15 protein-coding genes are annotated in these 20,875 nt (G+C 51.4%); 13 read left to right on the top strand and 2 right to left on the bottom strand.

Annotated features, from left to right (window positions below; translation table 11 throughout):
* Window positions 1-175 precede the first annotated feature (175 nt).
* Complete coding sequence (locus tag SH287x_RS06810; RefSeq protein WP_479517841.1) at window positions 176-1,213, top strand: aldo/keto reductase; 1,038 nt, start codon at window positions 176-178, stop codon at window positions 1,211-1,213.
* Between the two features lie 202 nt (window positions 1,214-1,415).
* On the opposite strand, the gene SH287x_RS06805 is transcribed toward SH287x_RS06810, so the two are convergent.
* On the bottom strand, window positions 1,416-2,726 hold the full coding sequence (locus SH287x_RS06805) for a XylR family transcriptional regulator (protein WP_479517840.1): 1,311 nt from the start codon (window positions 2,724-2,726) through the stop codon (window positions 1,416-1,418).
* Between the two features lie 41 nt (window positions 2,727-2,767).
* Between SH287x_RS06805 and SH287x_RS06800 the strand changes: the two genes are divergently transcribed.
* The 12 genes from SH287x_RS06800 (at window position 2,768) to SH287x_RS06745 (ending at window position 19,784) form a co-directional block, all read left to right on the top strand.
* A complete protein-coding gene (locus SH287x_RS06800) occupies window positions 2,768-3,757 on the top strand; it encodes a DUF1559 family PulG-like putative transporter (protein WP_479517839.1) in 990 nt (329 codons plus the stop codon).
* A 123-nt stretch (window positions 3,758-3,880) separates the two neighbouring features.
* Window positions 3,881-4,327, top strand: coding sequence for a hypothetical protein (locus tag SH287x_RS06795; RefSeq protein WP_479517838.1), 447 nt, complete (start codon window positions 3,881-3,883; stop codon window positions 4,325-4,327).
* A 550-nt stretch (window positions 4,328-4,877) separates the two neighbouring features.
* Window positions 4,878-6,605 (top strand): DcaP family trimeric outer membrane transporter, encoded by a 1,728-nt coding sequence (locus SH287x_RS06790; RefSeq protein ID WP_479517837.1) that lies wholly within the window; start codon window positions 4,878-4,880, stop codon window positions 6,603-6,605.
* 306 nt (window positions 6,606-6,911) lie between these two features.
* Complete coding sequence (locus tag SH287x_RS06785; RefSeq protein ID WP_479517836.1) at window positions 6,912-8,765, top strand: SLC13 family permease; 1,854 nt, start codon at window positions 6,912-6,914, stop codon at window positions 8,763-8,765.
* Between the two features lie 219 nt (window positions 8,766-8,984).
* Window positions 8,985-10,544: an AbgT family transporter gene (locus tag SH287x_RS06780; RefSeq protein WP_479517835.1), complete on the top strand. Its 1,560-nt coding sequence runs from the start codon at window positions 8,985-8,987 to the stop codon at window positions 10,542-10,544.
* Window positions 10,545-10,603: 59 nt separating this feature from the next.
* Window positions 10,604-11,812, top strand: coding sequence for a M20/M25/M40 family metallo-hydrolase (locus SH287x_RS06775; protein ID WP_479517834.1), 1,209 nt, complete (start codon window positions 10,604-10,606; stop codon window positions 11,810-11,812).
* Between the two features lie 81 nt (window positions 11,813-11,893).
* Window positions 11,894-12,400, top strand: coding sequence for a DUF1269 domain-containing protein (locus SH287x_RS06770; protein WP_479517833.1), 507 nt, complete (start codon window positions 11,894-11,896; stop codon window positions 12,398-12,400).
* Between the two features lie 167 nt (window positions 12,401-12,567).
* Window positions 12,568-13,050 carry a hypothetical protein gene (locus tag SH287x_RS06765; RefSeq protein WP_479517831.1) on the top strand — a complete coding sequence of 161 codons (483 nt, stop codon included), beginning with the start codon at window positions 12,568-12,570 and terminating at the stop codon, window positions 13,048-13,050.
* 76 nt (window positions 13,051-13,126) lie between these two features.
* Entirely contained in the window at window positions 13,127-13,867 is a 741-nt protein-coding gene (locus tag SH287x_RS06760; protein WP_479517830.1) for a 3-keto-disaccharide hydrolase, read from the top strand.
* Between the two features lie 483 nt (window positions 13,868-14,350).
* Window positions 14,351-17,287 carry a PA14 domain-containing protein gene (locus SH287x_RS06755; protein WP_479517829.1) on the top strand — a complete coding sequence of 979 codons (2,937 nt, stop codon included), beginning with the start codon at window positions 14,351-14,353 and terminating at the stop codon, window positions 17,285-17,287.
* A 164-nt stretch (window positions 17,288-17,451) separates the two neighbouring features.
* Window positions 17,452-18,969 (top strand): DUF7133 domain-containing protein, encoded by a 1,518-nt coding sequence (locus SH287x_RS06750; protein WP_479517828.1) that lies wholly within the window; start codon window positions 17,452-17,454, stop codon window positions 18,967-18,969.
* Window positions 18,970-19,034: 65 nt separating this feature from the next.
* On the top strand, window positions 19,035-19,784 hold the full coding sequence (locus SH287x_RS06745) for a polysaccharide deacetylase family protein (protein WP_479517827.1): 750 nt from the start codon (window positions 19,035-19,037) through the stop codon (window positions 19,782-19,784).
* Here the strand turns inward: SH287x_RS06745 and SH287x_RS06740 are convergent.
* Entirely contained in the window at window positions 19,757-20,803 is a 1,047-nt protein-coding gene (locus SH287x_RS06740; RefSeq protein ID WP_479517826.1) for an iron-containing alcohol dehydrogenase family protein, read from the bottom strand. The genes SH287x_RS06745 and SH287x_RS06740 overlap by 28 nt on opposite strands.
* Between the last annotated feature and the right edge of the window lie 72 nt (window positions 20,804-20,875).

The raw sequence follows: 20,875 nt of genomic DNA, 5'->3' as shown, positions 1-20,875 counted from the left end.
GGTTTCTGCACAGATGCCATCAAGACCATCATTCTTTAATTTCGCAATGCTGTAAGATTCTGGATGATGATCGGTAAAGCTGCCAGCCACATTCTCCGGAAAACCGAGTACGTGAACTCAATGCGGATCTCTGAGTGTCGAGAGTTTCATCTTCACAGGAACAAGGATAAAGATCATGGAATACCGATATCTGGGACGGTCAGGGTTTCGAGTTCCCGCTTTGACGCTGGGAACAGGAACTTTCGGCGGCACCAATGAATTCTTCAAGGCGTGGGGAACGACGGGGCCGGAAGAAGCTCGTAGACTGATTGATCTCTGCCTTGAACATGGCCTGAACATGTTTGATTCGGCTGATATCTATTCTGATGGTGCATCAGAAGAAGTTCTGGGCGCTGCCATTAAAGGCCGGCGTGACCAAGTGCTCATTTCAACAAAGGGAACGTTCCGCGCCGGCAATGGCCCCAACGATGCAGGTTCCTCACGCGAGCGACTCATTCGGGCTGTTGATGGAAGCCTCAAGCGATTGGGGATTGACTATATCGACCTCTATCAACTCCATGGGTTTGATGCAAAAACTCCTATCGAAGAAACCTTACGAGTGCTTGACGATCTCGTCACCGCGGGCAAGATTCGCTATATTGGTGCTTCCAATTTTTCCGGCTGGCACCTGATGAAGTCTCTCGGGGTTTCCGACGTACGCGGTTATTCCCGATATATTGCTCACCAAGCCTACTATTCTCTAGTAGGACGAGACTATGAATGGGAATTAATGCCCCTTGCTCTTGATCAAGGGGTTGGCGCCGTGGTCTGGAGTCCATTAGGCTGGGGCCGTCTGACAGGGAAAATTCGTCGCGGTCAGCCTCTACCAGAAACCAGTCGCCTCCATAGTCAGGTCTCTAACGATAAGGGGCCACCTGTCGATGACGAGTTTCTCTATCACGTGGTGGACGTGCTGGATGAAATCGCAAAAGAGATCGATAAAACGATTCCCCAAGTGGCACTGAACTGGTTGCTAGGCCGCCCCAGTGTCTCCACGGTGGTTATCGGTGCTCGCAACGAAGAACAACTGCGGGCGAACCTGGGATCTGTCGGGTGGTCACTCTCCTCCGAACAAGTCGAGCGGCTTGATAAGGTAAGCTCCCGCCAGATCGCGTACCCCTACTGGCACCAGAATTTCTTCCAGGAACGCAACCCCTCACCGGTCAAGTGGTAGAAGCGATTCATAAAAGATATCAACTTATTTCCTATAAACTTTCACAAGTTAACATCATCTTGAGTGCCATGCCCGGAGATATCCTGGGCATGGCATTTTTTATGTGCGTCCACAATTTCAATAACCCAATAATGAATATCTATTAACCCTTGAAATCGCTAGCATCTCATCAGTGAGTTAGCGTTCTATTGTATTTTTTCATTTACCCCGACGACTTACGAAATTCACCTGGGGTCGTGCCGATTTTTCTGCGAAAACAGCGTATAAATGCGCTTGCATTTTGAAATCCCGAGCGGACTGCCACAGTTTCCAATGGCAAGTCGGTCTTCCTGAGGAGATCCTTTGCCAACCCCAGACGGATATTTCGTAAGACTGATGAAGGTGTTTCGCCAATTTTATTTATAAAGAGATGCTCAAGTTGACGACGACTCAAGCCCATTTCTCTTTCAAGATCCGACACTGAGAAAAGCGAGATGGCACGATCTCTGAGTATTTTAAGTGACCTTTTTATAATGGGATCCATTATTGCAACATAATCCGTAGATAGACGCTCAACAATTTTCAATGGTGGTATCAGAACTGGCTCAGATGGTGACGGATAGCCATACATCATCTGTTCCAAAGTAGCGGCAGCTTTATATCCAACGGCATCACCGTCTTGATCGACAAAAGAAAGAGGAACGGGACAGAGGGCTGAGAGTAGGGGGTCGGCTTCCAGACAAAGTACAGCGATTTGCTCTGGTATTTCCAGACCCGCAGAAAAGCAGGAAAGCACAATTTCGTGACATAAACTCCCATCCCAGACGATTAAAGCAATTGGCTTCGGCAACTCCTTCAGCCATCGAGTCAGACGTGACCGATTCAGGGATGTTCCTGCCGTTTCTGGATCAAACCGAAAAAAACGACAGCCATTCATCTTTAATATAATCGCTTGCTCAAAGCGATTTGAATAGCCTTCACGCCTGGGGCCAACAAAAGCAAACTGATCATATCCTTTCTTTAAAAAATAATCAGTGGCAAGCTCACCGCACAATCGTTCGTCTGAGACAACTTTAGGAACTGAAGGACTGTGTTCAGATAACCAAGCCACATTAATCGCTGGTATCTTGTGACGAACGACGGCAGCGCGAAGCGAAGGGTGTGTTAATCGAAGAATGACGCCATCGGCTCGCCAGTCTTTGGGTAAAGCCATTTGTTCATCGAGTCCACGCGGCTCAAGATAAAAATCCCAGCCTCCCCGCTCATCTGCAAATCTCGCAATCCCAGAAAGCACCTGACGACTCCAATCTGTGGCTGTCTGAATCAGCAATGCCACGCGAAATCGATTAAGGCGTGATTGACGGATTTCAAGAAGACTTTTTTTCATGTGATGGCTCTCTAAACGAAGCATGCGCGAAAAACCACATAAAACATTCACACAAGCTGCCATCCATGTGCAAATGGAACATTGGATTGTAAAAAAGGCCATTGAGAAAGCAACCAGATAAAGGACAATCTGCTGTCTCAATGTCATCTGTGCGTGGTCTTTGTCACATTCATAAAAAGGTTTCCAACATGCCAACACAAAAACGACAAAGTGCAAACGGGTTCACCTTGATCGAACTCCTGGTAGTGATAGCGATCATTGGAATACTCGTCGCGTTGCTACTCCCCGCAGTTCAACAGGCACGCGAGGCAGCCAGACGCAGCCAATGCAAAAACAATCTTAAACAATTAGGCCTGGCCCTTCATAATTATATCGACGCATTTGGTACACTTCCCCCTGGTCAAGTCAATGTCTACCCTACTTCAGTCAGCACTGAACTTGGCAACTGGGCGTGGGGAGCCATGATTCTCCCGCAACTTGAACTCGCTAATACCTATAACACTGCTGGAGTGAGCACCAGCAGGTTGTCCGTTGCTCTACTCGATCAAACGATCGTCTCCATGTTGCAAAAACCAGTCAGTGTTTTTCGCTGCCCCAGCGACATTGGGCCGGATCTGACGGATCGTGACATCAACGCCCTCGGAAGAACAGCGGGAGCAGATAATATTTATCTGACCAAGGGAAACTATGCGGGCAATGGAGGCTCATGGAGACTTTACAGCAGTAAAGCGGCGGCGGCATCTGCAGGGCGTGACATCGGATGTGTCAACGGCGTTTTCTGGGCAGATAGTAAAGTCTCATTTCGCGATATCACCGATGGAAGCAGCAACACAATTCTGCTAGGCGAACGTTGCTGGACGGCCCCACGCTATGGAAGTGCCTCTAAAACGGAATATCCCGGATCTGCCCATGTTTACGGATCATCTTCCAATCAATCAAACAGCTATTACGGCATGGCCGATGCATTAGGCTGTGGAGAATCCTACCTTAACGGCGCCTCTTATCCTCGCAACAGTTTTAGCAGTCTCCACACTGGGGGATGTCATTTTGTATTCATGGACGGTTCAGTACGTTTTATCAGTGAAAACATCGATCATAATAAATCCACGGCAGCGATCGACAGTACTTATGAACGACTTTTAGGACGTGATGACGGTCAGGTTGTTGGTGAAAATTAATAACAACCTATGACGAATCTCCCTTGTCAGGTTTTTGCAAATTCGCACACACAGCATCGGTGCTCGCATGCACTAAACACTTTGCCCCAGCAACAGCTTCGCCATTTCGCGCAAAGGCTACTTATGTATCGGTCAGCTTTATTTTTGATTTGTCTTTGCTATTTTGGCTGCACAAAATCAGATATGCCACCCCTGGGGCATGTCACTGGGATAGTCACAATTAATGGATCGCCACTATCTGGTGCTGAAATTACTTTTCAACCCAGTTCAGGACGCGGTTCTGTTGGTAAAACCGACAATAGTGGTCGATACGCCCTTGAGTACTCTCATCAAACTCCTGGAGCGGCCTTAGGACTGCATACGGTATACATCACCACATCAAAAAGGGCAGATAAAGATACTGGCGAAAAAGAAGTGGCTGAATCTGTCCCTGACCAGTACAACGAAGCCTCGACATTGACTGCCGAAGTCTTTGTTGGCGAGAATGATATCTCGTTCGATCTCACAGGGACTGCTTCCCGCAAATCAACTAAAAATGGAACGAGAAAAGCGACTGAGGCATTCCATTAAACGCTTTGTGAACCTTCTCCAGACATGCCTGTTTAGTGCCCACGAGTAGCACTGCAGCATCGCCTTCAGAGGCGCAGACGACTGGGCATCCATATGTTCAATAAAGTGCTGCTGCATGCAGGCGGTGATCTGTCAGTTCGACAAGATGAAACCCTGTATACCTAATTACTAGCCGGTTCACCTACCCACTTCAGTTTCTCCAGCATGTCGTAATTGCCCCGCGGCAAGGGTGATTTTGCTGATTGATGGAGGTCTGGTGAAATGTCCTTTTCAAATGGCTGCAAATGGCATGGTCATCAGACTGGGATAACGACCAGAGATGACCTAGCTTGCTGTGGCGGCGGACTCCTGTTGGATGGACGCGTCAATCCTGCATGAACACATGCTTCCCGCAGGATCGGTCGGCAAACGATTTTGAGGCTGACTTTTTGCTCACCGGCTTGGGAAAGTTTGTCGATATTAACGACTAGCATAACTTTTCCATTCACACGCCTCGCCAAGTGGCGATATCCGCCGCAAGACAGGCTCCTCTCGCCAATGAAACGGAGCCATGAATAGTTATTCCCAGGTTCCATTCAAGTTCAGGAGTTCGGTGCGCTGGCTGACAGTGTGCCTGATTCTGTTTGCACAGGCGTTCGTACTGGCATTCGCACTGGTTTTTGTACTGGCGTTTACGCTGGCAAATGAATCTTACGGCCAAATGCCCTCATCATTGCCTGCAATCGATTCGCCAGCGTTGGCAGTACAAAATGGTGCAACACAAGTTGGTGCTGAGACGACAGATTCACCAAGTTTCTCGACGCCATTGATTTCTCTCCCGGCTCAGGCAGAGATTCAGCCAGCACAATTCCAGAGCAGTCTTGATACGAACTATCAGTCCGGGCCACAGTTACCGGCTTATCGATCGCCCTATGCAGCGCCATTTCCAGCCGATTTTTATGAATCGTCGCGACGTGCGTATGACTCCTTGGCAGAGCATTATGACGATCTTGCAACGGGAGCTAAGCCTTATGCGGATTATGCCCCTGAAGGCTATTACCCACTCGACTATCAGGAAGCTCCTGGCGCCGGTTTGTATCAGCAGCTGACACCTCCGCCCACCATCAGCCCTGAGGACTTTGGTCGCCTGGTGATCCGTGGGCCAGTTCCGGGATCATTTTTACTGCCGGGGACAGGGACGGCGTTTCGCTTCAGCGGTTTTGTTCGCATGGGAGCGAACTACGACTTTGATCCGATTGGTACTCCTGATCTCTTTGTGACCCGAACAATTCCTGTCCCACAAAGCGCCGGCCAGAACGTTAATTATAGCGCCAGACCCACACGTATCAGTATGGATACCTGGACTCCCACAGAATACAACGACTGGGTTGTGCATACGTTTGTGCAATTTGATTTTCTGAGTGGCAATCCACCCGCCGTCGGTTCCTCTAGTAACCCTCGTCTCCGGTTCGCATTTGTTGATTATGGTTATTTCCGAATCGGGCAGGATACGACGGTATTCATGGACGCGAGCGTCTTTCCTCGAACGGCGGACTTTCAGGGGCCTAACGGGATGGTTAACTCCCGACAAGGATTAGGCCGGGTGACGATTCCTATTGGCGAAAATATGTTTATTGCTGCTGCGTTAGAACAACCGTTTTCGGATATCACAACAGACAATCTCGGGATCAATGTTCAAGACGTTCCCGATTTCACAGCTCATTTTCGCTATCAGCGTGATCTCTGGCATTTTCAGGCTGCGTCGATTGTCCGGTCGATCGGGTTCCGTGAAACAGAGGAGGGGGTCACTCGCCGTACAGGGTGGGGTGTCAATCTGACAGGCAGTCTTCATCCGTGGGCGGTTCTGATGGGAACCAACCCCGTGCGCGACGCCAACCCGACACCTCTCTCTCGTAGTCGGATGCTATTGCAATTTGCTGTCGGTTCGGGGATTGCTCGATACATTCAAGATACGAGCGGCATTGGACTGGATGGGGCTGTCACTGCCAATGGTGGTTTTGAGACATTAGGCATTAACAGCATGACCGCCTCCTATGAACATTGGTGGGCGGATCGCTGGATGACGAACGTCACATACTCCAACGTGAATGTGGATCATACAGATGCCATGCCCGGCACGACGTTCGCTGGCTCTGACTATGTAGCCACCAGCCTTTGGTATATCCCCGTGCGGAATATGTCTGTGGGCGTGGAGTACCTGTGGGGGCGCCGGGAAAATCAGAACGGCCAGTCAGGCCGCGCGGATCGTATCCAGACGGTCTTCCAATACAATTTCTGATGGGCGGGGTCAGGCGTTTTTAACTCAGGAAAATGCCGTTTGACTGGGGATTCAAAACCTGAAAAAGGGGATCTCTGCTTCCATGGCCTCCCTTCAAGCTCTTTGGCGATCCGCTTACTGACGCAAGAATCTCGGTAAAATTCTCGCCTGATAAGAGATGCGAAAATTTCAGGACTTTCTGCCGACAAGCTTTCCAATCTTGCAATCATGGGTGTAGAACAATCCTGTGATTTTCAGGAAAGCTGACTGACAGGCCAACCTGATCGATCTTCTTTTGATGCTCTCCACGTCTGCCATGGAATCGACATGACGTTTGAATTAGGCATGGTGCTTGCGCTCTTGGCGTTGGCAATCTTCATGTTTGCCACCAACAAGCCACGGATGGACATCGTCGCATTGATCATGCTGACGGTGCTTCCGTTGACGGGCGTCATTACGATGAATGACGCGCTACGCGGATTCGCCGATCCGAATATTGTGTTGATTGCCGCCCTTTTCGTGATTGGAGATGGCCTTGTCCGCACAGGCGTTGCGCGGAGCCTGGGAGACTGGCTCAGTGCCCGGGCGGGAAGCAGTGAAACGAGACTTCTGGTGCTGTTGATGATCGTTGTTTGTGGGCTGGGTTCCACCATGAGTTCCACGGCAGTCACGGCCATCTTCATTCCCGTTGTGCTTCGCATCTGCCATAGCACGGGAACGCCACCCAGTCGGCTGATGATGCCATTGAGCTGTGCTGCTTTGATCAGCGGGATGATGACACTGGTGGCGACGGCGCCAAACCTTGTCGTCAACAGCGAATTGATCCGTTTCGCAGAACAGCACTCGACAGATAGTACCGGCTTTCGTTTTTTCAGCTTTGCCCCATTCGGTGCCCCAATCTTGGTGGCAGCGATTGTCTACATGTATTTTGCCCGTCACTGGCTGCCCGCTGGCACGGCTTCCTCAACCACTCCACAGTCGCAGCGGCCGACACTGGCGAGTTGGGTCGAAACGTATCACCTGGCTCATCGTGAACAGCGTGTGCGAGTGAAAGCCGGGTCTCCACTGGTGGGGAAATCCATTGACGAAGTGGGCCTGCGTGACTCCATTAATGCCAGTGTGGTGGCCATTGAGCGTGAACGGTCGATGCTGCAACCCACTGCCAAAACGATCCTGAACGCTGGTGATATTCTGCTGGTCGACTTCTATGGCCCACCGGCGGATTCCGAGGCGCTCCGGGAAAAATACATCCTCGATGCGTTGCCACTGACTGGCACCTATTTCACCGATCGAGCACAAGAGATCGGCATGGTTGAAGTCATGATTCCCGCTGACTCCGATCTGGTGGGGCAATCACTCTTCTCCAGTGAATTCCGTAGCCGGACGGGATTGACGGCCATTGGACTTCGCCGGGGAAAATCAGCTATTTCAGAGGGATTGAGAAAAGAGACATTAAAAGTTGGCGATACCTTACTGGTCATCGGAAAATGGAAGTCCATCCGCTATCTCAATAACGAAGGAAATCTTGTCATCCCTCTTCAGCTTCCGGCTGAGTACGACGACATTCTTCCGGCGCATGGTAAAGCCCCACAGGCTGTGGCCTGCCTGCTGCTTGTGATCGGACTGATGATTAGCGGTCTCGTTCCTAACGTGCAGGCGGCTCTGATTGGCTGTCTCCTGATGGGGTTGTTCCGCTGCATCACCATCGAGACGGCTTATCGCTGTATTGATTGGAAAACGTTGATCCTGATTGTCGGTATGCTTCCCTTTTCCACGGCTCTACAGAATACAGGGGGAGTCGAGTTAGCCGCTGATGGGCTGATGGTGATCACTGATGGCCTCGGGCCGCGCGGGGTGTTGACGCTTCTCTTTCTGATCACTGCGATTCTGGGAATGTTTATTTCTAATACCGCCACAGCCGTTCTCATGGCACCAGTCGCGCTAGCAATGGCTGCTGACATGAATGCGTCACCTTATCCTTTTGCGATGATTGTGGCACTGGCGGCTTCCACCGCGTTCATGACTCCCGTTTCATCTCCCGTGAATACTCTGGTCGTCACGCCTGGCAATTACTCTTTTGGTGACTTTGTTAAAGTGGGTATTCCCCTGAGTCTGATTGTGCTGATCATCAGCGTGGCGATGGTTCCCTGGTTGTTGCCATTTTATCCGGCCACTCACTAATGCCTGGTATCGCTTTATTGATTTTTTGTCAGATGCTGACAGCGACGCTCTTTCACGGTCTTCTGGCCTGGATCCGTTCAATGCGACATGACTTTTTCGTTCAAAACATCCCGGCCTCATGTCGCTGATAATTTATTGAGGATTTTTCTGGCTAGAGATCCAGCCGCAAGCTTCAATCTGTTTGAATTTCTGTGATTGATGTTTTTCAAGGCAGGCCTGATGAATCAAGTTCCTGACTCGGCACCCACGGCATCTGTCGAAACTCGCCCTTCAGTCATGCAACAACTGCTTGACTTTGTTGAGGCCGTCGGCAATCGGGTTCCTCACCCCGCCGTCATTTTCCTCATCCTGATTGGTCTTGTGATTGTGCTCTCTCATGTCATGGAAATGACTGGAGTGGCTGTTAATTACGAAATTCTCAACGCAGAAACACATGCTGTTGAACAAGCGAGTGCTAAAGCGAACAGCCTGCTGACAGGCAGTGGTCTCCGTTTCATTTACACATCGTTAATTCCGAATTTCATGGGTTTTTCCGCTGTTGGTCTGATGATTGTCGCGATGGTGGGCGCGGGGGTTGCCGAAGAAGCAGGGCTGGTGCAGGCACTCATCCGCAAATTGGTAATTCTCTCTCCGCGGGCCATACTGGCCTATATTCTTGTCTTCGTGGGAATTCTTTCGAGCGTGGGGGCCGATGCCGGTTATCTGGTGCTGATCCCTCTTGCAGGCACGGCGTTCCTCAGTATTGGAAGGCATCCTCTCGCGGGTCTGGCTGCTGGTTTTGCCGCTGTGGCTGGTGCTTTTACCGTAAATATGCTTATTAAGCCGCTGGATGCGGTGTTAACCGAATTTACTAATGACGCGATTCATCTAGTCAATCCCGAATTGTCCATTGGGCTGACAGCCAATCTCTGGTTCTCTTTAGTCTCGGTTCCATTTTTGACTGTCATCATCACGCTGATTACAGAACGAGTGATTGAACCGAGACTGGGAAGTTACACTGGCGAAAAACCGCAGGAGACGGGGGGAACCTTGTCGCCAGAAGAATCAAAAGGACTGCTCTACGCTGGCCTTGCGCTTGTGGGCGTTCTGATTTTCTTTGGGTTATTGACATTTCCGCCGGGTGCTCCGCTCCGCGATCCGGTCACCGGAGCGATCATTGGTAATTCTCCGTTCATGAACGGCCTGATTGCCGTGATTATGGTGCTCTTTCTGGCGACGGGAATTAGCTATGGGGTGGGAGCAGGGACGATCACCAAGACGAATGACGTGATTAATGCGATCAATAAAGCAATCAGTGGATTGGGGGGAACGATCTTTCTGCTATTAATTATTAGTCAGTTCGTGGCCTACTTTAATTATACAAATATGGGAACAATCCTCGCGATCAATATGGCTAATGTCCTTAAGGATGCGAATGTCGGTCCTTTCTGGCTGCTTTTGGGACTGATCGGTGTTGTGGCTTTGCTCGACTTTCTCATCACGGGTGCCATTGCCAAATGGGCGATCTTCGCCCCTATCTTTGTGCCGGTGCTTGTCAAGCTGGATGTTGATCCTGAAGCGGCCTTGGCGGCATATCGTATCGGTGATTCACCTATCAATATGATCACTCCCCTCAATGCCTACTTTGCACTCGTGGTTGGTTTTGCCCAGAAGTACGATAAAAACGCTGGCGTGGGGACTGTTGTTTCTTTGATGCTGCCCTATGTCTTCGTGATCTTCTTTGCGTGGACGGCCCTCTTTATTGCGTGGTACCTGCTTGGGTTGCCATGGGGGCTGTAGTGTTGGCCATTTTGAACTCATCACTTATCAGTACACACGCCCCTATCGAGGAACCTTCCATGGGTGCTAACACATCACCAATTGATACTGAAGCAACGATTGAACTGCTATTGCGACTTCTGAAAGTCCCTGGCCTCAGTGGTCAGGAACAGGACATAGCCGATGCTGTGCGAAATGAATTGATTGCAGTGGGTGTTCCTGCTGATTGCATTCTCAATGACGATGCGCCGTCTCGAATCGATCTGCCTTGTCAACTGGGCAATCTGTTCGTGACGCTACCGGGAACAACAAGCGGCCCGAGAATTGTCCTGTCGACTCATCTGGATACTGTTCCGATCTGCGCGGGTGCTCAACCGATTCGTGAAGGGAATTGCATCAAGACCGATGGTAGCACAGGGCTTGGTGGCGATAACCGCACAGGCTGCGCCGTCCTGATTGCGACAGTGGCCACGCTGTTTAAACAGAATTTGCCACATCCGCCGATTACGCTCCTGTTCACCATTCGTGAGGAAAGTGGCATTCAGGGTGCCCGTTATCTCGACCCAGCGGCTCTCTCGGGGGCTGAAATGTGCTTTAATTTTGACAGTCAAGTTCCCGCTAATCTGATCACGGGAGCTGTGGGACAGGAAAGCTTTACCGTGGAGATTCACGGTCTGGCCTCTCATGCTGGCGTGGCTCCCGAGAAAGGGGTCTCCGCGACACTCATCGCGTCATTGGCTCTCGCCGATCTTCATGCTCAGGGATGGTTCGGCAAGGTCAAAAAACCAGAGGGACACGGCACGAGCAATCTTGGCGTTTTCGGGGGTAAGAAAGGTTTGGCGGCCGGCGACGCGACCAATGTCGTGACGGACTATGTTTTCCTCAAAGGGGAATCCCGTAGTCCAGACGAGGCTTTTACCTCACAAATCACAGCCGCTTACCAGAAAGCCTTTGAAAGAGCCATCGAACAAGTGACAAGTGCCGATGGGCAGAAAGCGACGCTCAAATTCACGTCGCATGCCGCTTATCCGCCCTTTCATCTTGCGGATGATGCTCCCGTGGTTCAACGCGCCATCCTGGCGGCTCAATCGCTGGGACTTGAAGCGACAACCAACTTCTCCAATGGTGGTCTCGACGCCAACTGGCTGGTGAAGCATGGTGTTCCCACAGTGACGATGGGGGCCGGACAACATGAAATTCACACGGTAAAAGAGTTTATTGATTTAGATCAGTTTATTGAGGGTTGCCAACTGGCACTCGCGATTGCCACACTGGTGACGCATGACTGAATGCCTGATGGTTTAGAGACAGTGGCCTGATTACTGGCATTCGGTCTGTTTTCCGATTGGAATACTTCAAAGGAACCTCTGATGGCATCGCTTGTTGTAATTGGTTACGAAAACGAACTGACCGCTGAAGAGGTGCGTCTGGCACTCCTGAAGATGCAGAAGGAATATCTGATCGATCTGGCCGATGCTGTGGTGGCCGTTCGTGACGACAAGGGCAAGGTCAAGCTGCGTCAGATGTATGATCTGACGACCGCTGGTGCCTTGAGCGGTGGTTTCTGGGGGACACTGGTCGGGATGATTTTCCTCAACCCGCTGTTTGGTTTGGCTGTCGGAGCCGGGGCAGGGGCACTTTCCGGTTCTTTGACCGATGTCGGGATCAACGACAATTTTATGAAGCAGCTTGGTGAGACCCTCAAGCCGGGAACAGCTGCTCTGTTCGTTCTGATTCGTCAGATGACAGCTGATAAAGTGCTGGCTGAAATTGAAAAATTTGGTGGTACGTTAATCCAGACGAGCCTCTCGCATGAAAGCGAAGAAAAACTGCGAGCGGGTCTTGCCGCTGCGGTGCCTGTGGCTCCTGCGACTTAATCTGTTTCAAGTGACGTTACTGTGATACTCATGCGGCGACACTCACGCGGTGTGCTTGATACCAGGCACGCCGCGTGTTTTTTTGACACGGGTTCAGTCATGTCGCGTTTCAAATAGCTCACGCAGTATGTCCGCCGAAATACGTCATCAATATCCCTTAGGCCACAATGATGGATACCAGTTCCCTCCGCGATTATGCGACGGTTGTGGCTGCAACGGTTGCGCTTCTGGTCTTTATTCTCAATTCCTTCTCGCTCGTGCGGAACCGAAGAATTGAGAACCTTGCCCGCTTTATCGAAACACACGACCGCCTCTTTGCACCCAACGGTTATCTTGCATCCAACATTATTGCATTGGAGAAGGGAGAACTGGTTCGAGACTTCGCAGATGCCGAAATGGAAAAGCGGTTTCTGCTGATGCTATTGGAGATCGAACAAATGGCGCTTCTCGCGAATAACCATGCTGTCTCTCGACACACACAGGTCTATATGTTTGGTGCTTATTCCCGAAGACTACAGAAATTGTTTACGGCCAAAGAACGCGAAAGTATGTTCTGGGAACTGGCGATTGGTTACCTGGATGAACTCGTCAGCGATACCGATCGCTACGAAAAACTCACCCGAAAAGACCGTGAGCGCTTCTGGCATTGATGAGACCCGAATTTTAAGCATTTGACAATGCACTACTTGTCTCGCATGTTCTGCTGATTTGAAAGAGATGTCTCTGATGACCACCTCCCTGATTTCCTTTGGGCAATCCCTCTCTCGCTGGATTCTAGGTTTTGGCATGCTTTCTATCAGCCTGGCAGGTTGTGGGACGCAAACGGCTGCTCCAAAAACGGGGACGCCAACCGCCAATCCGCCATTGATCAAGTCAGAAACAAACATTCCCGCACTTGAAATGGCACCACTGGAAAATGGTGAATTGCGATTGAGTCTGGCAGACTTTGACTCTTTTCCCGAAGGCCCTCACACGTGGAGTGAAGAGGGCGCGATCCTGCGGACAGTCGGCAAGCCCAAAGGTTACCTCTCTACCAAAGCTTCGTTTAATGACTTCAGGCTCCGGTATGAGATCAGATTCCCGAATGCCAGCTTGTCACCATCCGATGATCTGAAAGAAAACTCGGGCGTGCTGGTGTTTATCACGGGTGAGCACAAGGTCTGGCCCCTGTCTATGGAAATTCAAGGGAAGTATGTTGACCTGGGATCAGTGAAAGAGAACGGGGGAGCCGCTCCCGCTCAGCAGGAGTTTCAACGGGAGCGCCAGAAGCAGGTGATCCGACCTCCCCAGGAATGGAATGAGATTGAAGTCATGGCCAAGGGGGGGGCACTGACGGTGAAGCTTAATGGCAAAGAGATCACGACTTCACAGCCAAATTTCTTAAGCAGTGGTGCGATTGGCTTACAAGCTGAAGGGTTTCCTGTCGAGTTTGCGAATTTGCGTATTTTGCCGCTGGAATCGAATTAAGCGAGCAAGTTAAGTGATGTCATCGGCATGGAAAACCAGCCGAAAAAACAGGTGAGAGGGGTTGCGGCCACGGCCTCGGGAGTGATGTTCCTTTCGTGAAAAATCTTACAGTGCTCCATCGGTTGGTAAATATTTTTCACGAAAGGGTTTTTCTCAGCCCGTGGACATGGTAACACATCAGCACTTTCCGATTGATTGTTTGGGAATTTTCACCTCGCATCTCAATCGGGAGGAGAAAGGCCTTGTGAATGTGGTTTGAGTGCAAAGATCTCGTTTGATTGCCCACCGACCGTTGGCACCTGAAATTCATCCCGCTGCCGCCAGATGTTCCGCAACTTCAGGATACTACCAGCTGTGAAATTGACGTTACGTGTTCCCAGAGATTTCTCGTTTCGACGCTCCCTTACTCAATGGGCCACTCAATGGGCCACAGTGGCAAGTGGGCTACTGGTCTCTAGGCTAATGGCCTCAGGGCTGATGGTCATGGGATTGATGCTGGCTGATGGCCGGCTCGGCCATGGCGCAGAAGCTGGCCCCCTGGCGAGTGTTTCTCCTCGAGTCGCTGGTTATGACCGCTATCATGGTACCGTCCTTGGTGACGCCTCTGATGAAGAGGAAGATCGAAAGCCAGTTGATGAATTGGCACTGGGACGTTTACTGATTGGAGAATTGAACTGTACTGCCTGCCACGCGGCTAATCATGACTGGAAAAAGACATGGAATGCGAAGCAGGCTCCGCGTCTCACTGATGTGGCTCAGCGGGTCAAACCTCAATGGATTCTGGAATATTTGAAGAACCCTCATGGTTCCAAACCGGGAACCACGATGCCGCATCTGTTGGGGAATTTGCCCGAAGAGGAACGGGACTCAGCGGCGTTGGCGCTGACGCATTTTCTGGCATCAAATGCGCCGATCACGAATCGTTTTGTCGATCGAAGTCTGGCCAGTCAGGGTGCTAAAACATTCAGCAGAATCGGGTGTGCGGCATGCCATAATCTGTTGAAGGACGACGCCAAAGACTGGAATACGTCGATCTCGCTCGCTCATGTCGGACAAAAATATACTGTCGAGAGTTTGAGCCAGTTTCTCCGAAATCCGCATGAGGCGCGTCCTGCCAGTCGGATGCCGAATTTGAATCTGAAAGATCCCGAGATTCGTCAAATCACGGCGTGGTTCTTCCGTGATGTCGTTGCTCCTGCAAATCTCCAGTTCGATTACTACGAAGGAACGTGGGATCGCTTGCCCAATTTTTCTTCGCTTAAGCCCAAGGCTCAAGGAGAAGCCTCTGCCTTTGACCTTGAGGTGGCGCTTCGCGACAAGGATTATGGGCTGGTCTTCCGGGGGACAGTCAAAATCCCGACCACTGGTGAGTATCAATTCTGGATCACCTCGGATGACGGCAGCCGATTGAAAATCGGCGACAAGACCATCGTCACGATGGATGGGATTCACCCGGCCCAAACGCAAGATGCCAAACACAAACTGACGGCAGGGGAATATCCGCTGGCTGTGGAATTCTTTCAGCAGGGTGGAGGTGCTGAACTGCGGGTGGAAGTCCAGGGGCCTAAACTGACGCGGCAAGCACTGGAATCGCTTTTGATGCCACTGCCCGGTTCAAACCAAAAACCAACGGTCGAACCACCCTTTGAAGTTGACGATCAGTTAGCGATGAAAGGTCGTGAGCTATTTACGACTTTGAATTGTGCCTCATGCCACGAATACAAGTCCAACGGAGAGGCGTTAAAACCCAGCCAGTCGGCCAAAGCACTGGCGTCACTCGATCTCTCAAAAGGTTGCCTTGCAGATGCTGTGACTGGCAAGGCGGCTCACTACCAGCTTCGAGCCGATCAGAAAAAGTCGATCCAGGAGTCACTCACCAACCTGAAGCAAGCCGCCGCTTCTCCTGAAACATGGGAGGCATTAGTCACTGGGCCGGCAAAGATTCATCAGACAATGCTTGCTTTTAACTGCTATGCCTGTCATCAGCGCGGTGAGTATGGCGGGGCAGAGGCACAGCGGGATGACGTCTTTGATACGACAATGAAGGAAATGGGGGATGAAGGCCGGTTGCCACCTGCACTCAATGGAGTGGGGGATAAACTTCGCGATGACTGGCTGGAAAAGTTGCTCAATGAAGGAGCGGCTCATCGTCAGAACTATATGCTCACGCGGATGCCGCGCTACGGGACAGGGGCGATTGGACACTTGAAGGATCTGTTTGTTGCAACGGATCGTCGCCCTGAACCGGATCCGAAAACCATCCCTCCTTTCACTGAACCTGATTATCGTGTTAAAGCTGCGGGACGTCATATGGTGGGTGGCAATTCATTATCGTGCATTAAATGCCACGATTTTGGTCAATACCCGTCGATTGGCATCCGCGCGATTAACTTGACATCGATGCACAGCCGTCTGCGCGAAGACTGGTTTGTCCGCTATCTGGGCAATCCTCAGGAATATCGCCCTGGGACACGCATGCCTGCGGCCTGGCCTTTTGGCACAACAAGCCTTCCTGATCTTTTGGGAGGTCAGGCGGATCAACAGATTCGGGCCGTCTGGCGGTATCTTGAAGATGGGGATAAGGCTGCGATTCCTTCGGGGCTTGTTCGCGAACCCATTGAACTGGTGGCCACGAACGGCCCGCTGGTCTATCGCAATTTCATCGAGGGTGTTGGGCCACGCGCCATTGGCGTGGCTTTTCCAGAGAAAGTTAATCTGGCCTGGGATGCCAACGACATGCGATTGTCTATGATTTGGCATGGCGCGTTTATCGATGCCTCACGACATTGGAGCGGTCGCGGACAAGGTTTTACCGGCCCTTCCGGCGACGACATCCTGACTTTCCCCGCAGGTCGCTCTTTGGCCTATCTGGATCATCCTGATCAGGCCTGGCCAGTTGGTGCGGCGAGAGAGCAGGGCTTTAAGTTCCAAGGCTATGCCCTGACACCGATCAACTCCTCTGCCTCTGCTAAGGGCAATACTTCGTCAAAGGCTCCTCATTCGCCCCAGGGAGTTACATTCCGCTTTGGAATGGACGAGCAGAAGATTTCCGATGAATTCGCCCCTTTCAAAGTGAATCCTCAAGATTCAACAACGGATCTTGTTCGCACTATCCAGGTAGAACCCGCGAACAATGCGACGACCAAGAAAGCTGATGCCGATAAAGCTGATACAGACAAGCAACTCATGTTCCGGTTGGCAACGGCCAAGAAGATCGAACTTGATCCGACATCCCCCACGGATGCTACGAACCGGGAGCGTGTTTACCTCATCGATGGGATCTGGAGACTCTCGATCCAGGCCTTGTCCCCAACACCGACAGACCCTGTCATTCGGACTTCAGGTGATCAGCGGGAAATTCTGCTGCCACTTAACCCAGGAGCGACCCCTACGGGTTGGAAGATTAAGTACATATGGTAAACCCAATCGTTTTTTATCATCCTGACGAGTGCCGTGTCACAGCTATGTCTTCGGTTTGATGCCACAGTATCGTCCTCTGTTATCGAACTTAGCAACCTGTATCTACCCACTATTCAAGTTTGACGAACCACTCGCTTCTTATGTTCCGCCGAAAGAGTCTTCCGATGAATCTGCCCCCTGCCATTTTCAGAGCTGTCTATCGAAGCACGATTTGCAGCTTACTTCTGGTCGCACTCATCGCCACACCAAGCTCTCTCTCCCTCGCTGCGGATGAATCAACTTACTATCCGCTGGAGGCTGTTCCCCTTCCCAAGGATGTTATGCTTGAAGTGGGGGCACTGGAATTTCTTCCGGATCGTCAACTGGCAGTCTCGACACGGCGGGGCGAAATCTGGTTGGCAACAGGAACCGGTGAAAAGGATTTGACCCATGTGAAATGGAAACGGTTTGCAGAAGGATTACATGAAGTTCTCGGTCTGGCCTGGAAGGATCATGCTCTCTACGCCACGCAACGAGGCGAGCTAACCCGCGTCAAAGATACGAATGGCGACGGGACAGCCGATACGTTCGAGACCGTGAACGATTCCTGGCAAATCAACGGGGATTATCACGAATACGCGTTTGGTTCCAAGTTCGATAAAGAGGGGCACCTGTGGGTGGCTCTTTGTCTGACGGGATCATTTAGCAGCGAAGTCCAGTTTCGTGGCTGGTGCTTGCGGATTAGTCCTGAAGGTGTGGCGATTCCCACTTGCAGTGGCCTTCGCTCACCCGGTGGGATTGGTGCGAATGCAGACGGAGAGATGTTTTTTACAGATAATCAAGGGCCCTGGAATGGCACGTGTTCTCTGAAGCATTTACAGCCCGGCAAGTTTGTCGGACACCCCGGGGGCAACAAATGGTACGACAAGGCTCCCAACATGGGGCCGAAGCCTGTTGAGCCAGTTTCCGGCAGCCGTTTTATGACAGAAGCCGCGAAGATTCCGGAATACGAACCAGCGGCTATTCTGTTCCCTTATAAAAAAATGGGACAGTCTGCCTCGGGGATCGCCTGTGATCTTTCTCAGGGGAAATTTGGGCCTTTCAGCGAACAGATGTTTGTGGGAGACCAGACTCACAGCACGGTGATGCGATGTTTCCTTGAGAAGGTGGATGGCCACTATCAGGGAGCCTGCTTTCCGTTCCGTGCGGGGACAGGTTCTGGCTCTCTGGCACTTCAATTCAATCCCCAGGGAGAATTGTTCGTGGGCGGAACCAATCGTGGTTGGGGATCACGCGGGCCTAAACCTTTTGCTCTTGACCGGATTCGCTGGAGTGGAGAAATCCCGTTTGAAATTCAGAAGATGGAAGCACAGCCGGACGGATTTCTGCTGACCTTTACCAAGCCCGTCGATGCCTCTGTTGCTGGCAACCCTGACAATTACAAGATGACCAGCTACACGTTCATCTATCAATCATCCTATGGTAGCCCGGAAGTGGATCATGCCACACAGAAAATCACGCGGGCCGAAGTCAGTAAAGACGGCAAGCAGGTCAAAATCATTGTTGAGAATCTGCAGGCTGGCTCTGTCCATGAACTTCATGCTGAAGGAGTCAAGTCTGCGGTCGGAGAACCGCTGCTCCATCCGGAAGCTTATTACACATTGAACCGGATTCCCGGACAGTCGTTAGCCGCTGGCCAGTAAGTTTCATATTTCATGTCGAAGAGAGTGTCCTGTCGTCAGCCTGTCTTCCTGCTGGTCACTCACGGATGAATCATCGATTTCGTAATTGGCTGGGTCGGGTGCTGCCCAAGATCGCTGCGCCAATTTTTGACAGCGCGCTGTGGGAATTTCCGCCTGTTTCGTCGCATGACAAACAACCCTTTGACCTGAACTTACCCGCACTGTTTCGGCCAGCAGCACTCACCTTTGATGATGGGCCTCATCCGGTCACGACTCCATTAATTCTGGAGGCGCTGAGTCGTCGGAAAATTCCTGCGACATTTTTTCTTCGTGGTGACCAGGCAGAGCGTTATCCCCAATTAGTTCGTGAGATTGTGGCTCAAGGTCACGCGGTTGGTAACCACTCTTATGGTCATCTCGATGCCTGGCGAACGCCACGGCAAGTCATGAAGGATGATCTGTTGCATGCCACGCAGATCATCGAACAAATCACTGGCCAGCCGTTGATGTGGTATCGCCCTCCCTTTGGGCATCTCACTTTGGCCACGATTCGCTGGTCACGAGAATATGCCCAGCGGATCGTGATGTGGAATACGCTTCCTCCCGATTATGACCCTCGACTATCAGCTGATGTAATCGTTGAACTTGGTCAACGGTCACTCCCCAAGCGTCCATTGATCTGTTTGCACGACAATGAGACGATTGCTCAACAGCAGCGTGTCACCACAGTTCTGAACCCGCTACTGGATCACTGGGCAGAGCAGGGGCTTCAATTTCTGCCGTTGCCGCAACAGGAAGCGGGACAACGTCAGATAAAACACCCGGCCAGCCACTGATCGTCATCGATCAGTTTTGCTAATTTGTCTCGGGCGGATGCTTCAGCCAGCATGGAAAAATAGTGAGGTTTCATGCCTGGAGCCTGCTCAATGGCAGCCAACCATTCGTTTCGCAGGAACGGGTCACGGCGGATTTCATGCCAGAAGCCGGTTTCGTCAAATAGTCTGGCAATCTGCTCAGCGCCGATCTTCTGGAGTCGTGCCATGAGATAGGTCGCGACTCCGACTTGCAGGCCATGCAGCCGGGGACGCACGGAGATTTGGTCGAGGGCGTGAGAGATCAAATGCTCGCTGCCACTGGCGGGGCGGGAGTTGCCGCTGATTTCCATGGCAATCCCATTCAGCATGAGCGCGGTCGCCAGTAGTTTCATCCCATCCAGATCATGCAAAGGACGAGAAATAAACTGGTAGACGGTGGCATCTGAGAGTAAGGCCGCCAAGTCATTCACAGGTTCGCCGCACGCATGAAAAGCGATCTTCCATTCATGAACTGCGGTCAGCTTGGCAGCCAGATCTCCGACCCCAGAAAGCCAGAGTGCTCGTGGCGCCTGAAGGCAGACCAGAGTATCAATCACAACCCCATAAGGGAGTCTGGCTCCCATCGATTTTCTTTTACCTGCCAACGTCAGGCTCGATTGAGGGCTGCAGAAACCGTCATTGGAAAGTGAGGTTGGTACAGCGCAATACGGCTTTCCTGCCAGAAACGCGACAAACTTCGCTAAATCGAGGGCTTTGCCGCCGCCCATTCCGATAACGGCATCGGCATCGCCTGGAATTCTTGCCAGTAACTCCAGAGCGGCCTCACCCGATGCGATCTCGACCTCTTCACAAAGGAGAATCGAAATGCCAGAGGCCGCTAGCGAATGTTGAAGACTATTTAACAACGATTCCTGTAAACCATGACTGATCAGCAGGACGACGCGCCGATATCCTGCGCGCTCCAGATAGACCCCTACGCGTTGCAAGGCTCCGGGTTTGATTCGGAGGAGAGCTGGTAACGCAATCGTCGGGATTAACATGGAGAAGCCGCTCTTATGCCTGGAATTGCGAAGATGATCGTCTGGTGCCGTGTCACGGCACTGTCACGGCAC

It is taken from the genome of Planctopirus sp. SH287 (assembly GCF_056500625.1).
The sequence above is the reverse complement of the archived record's forward strand: the minus strand, read 5'-3'. Positions and strand labels throughout refer to the sequence as shown.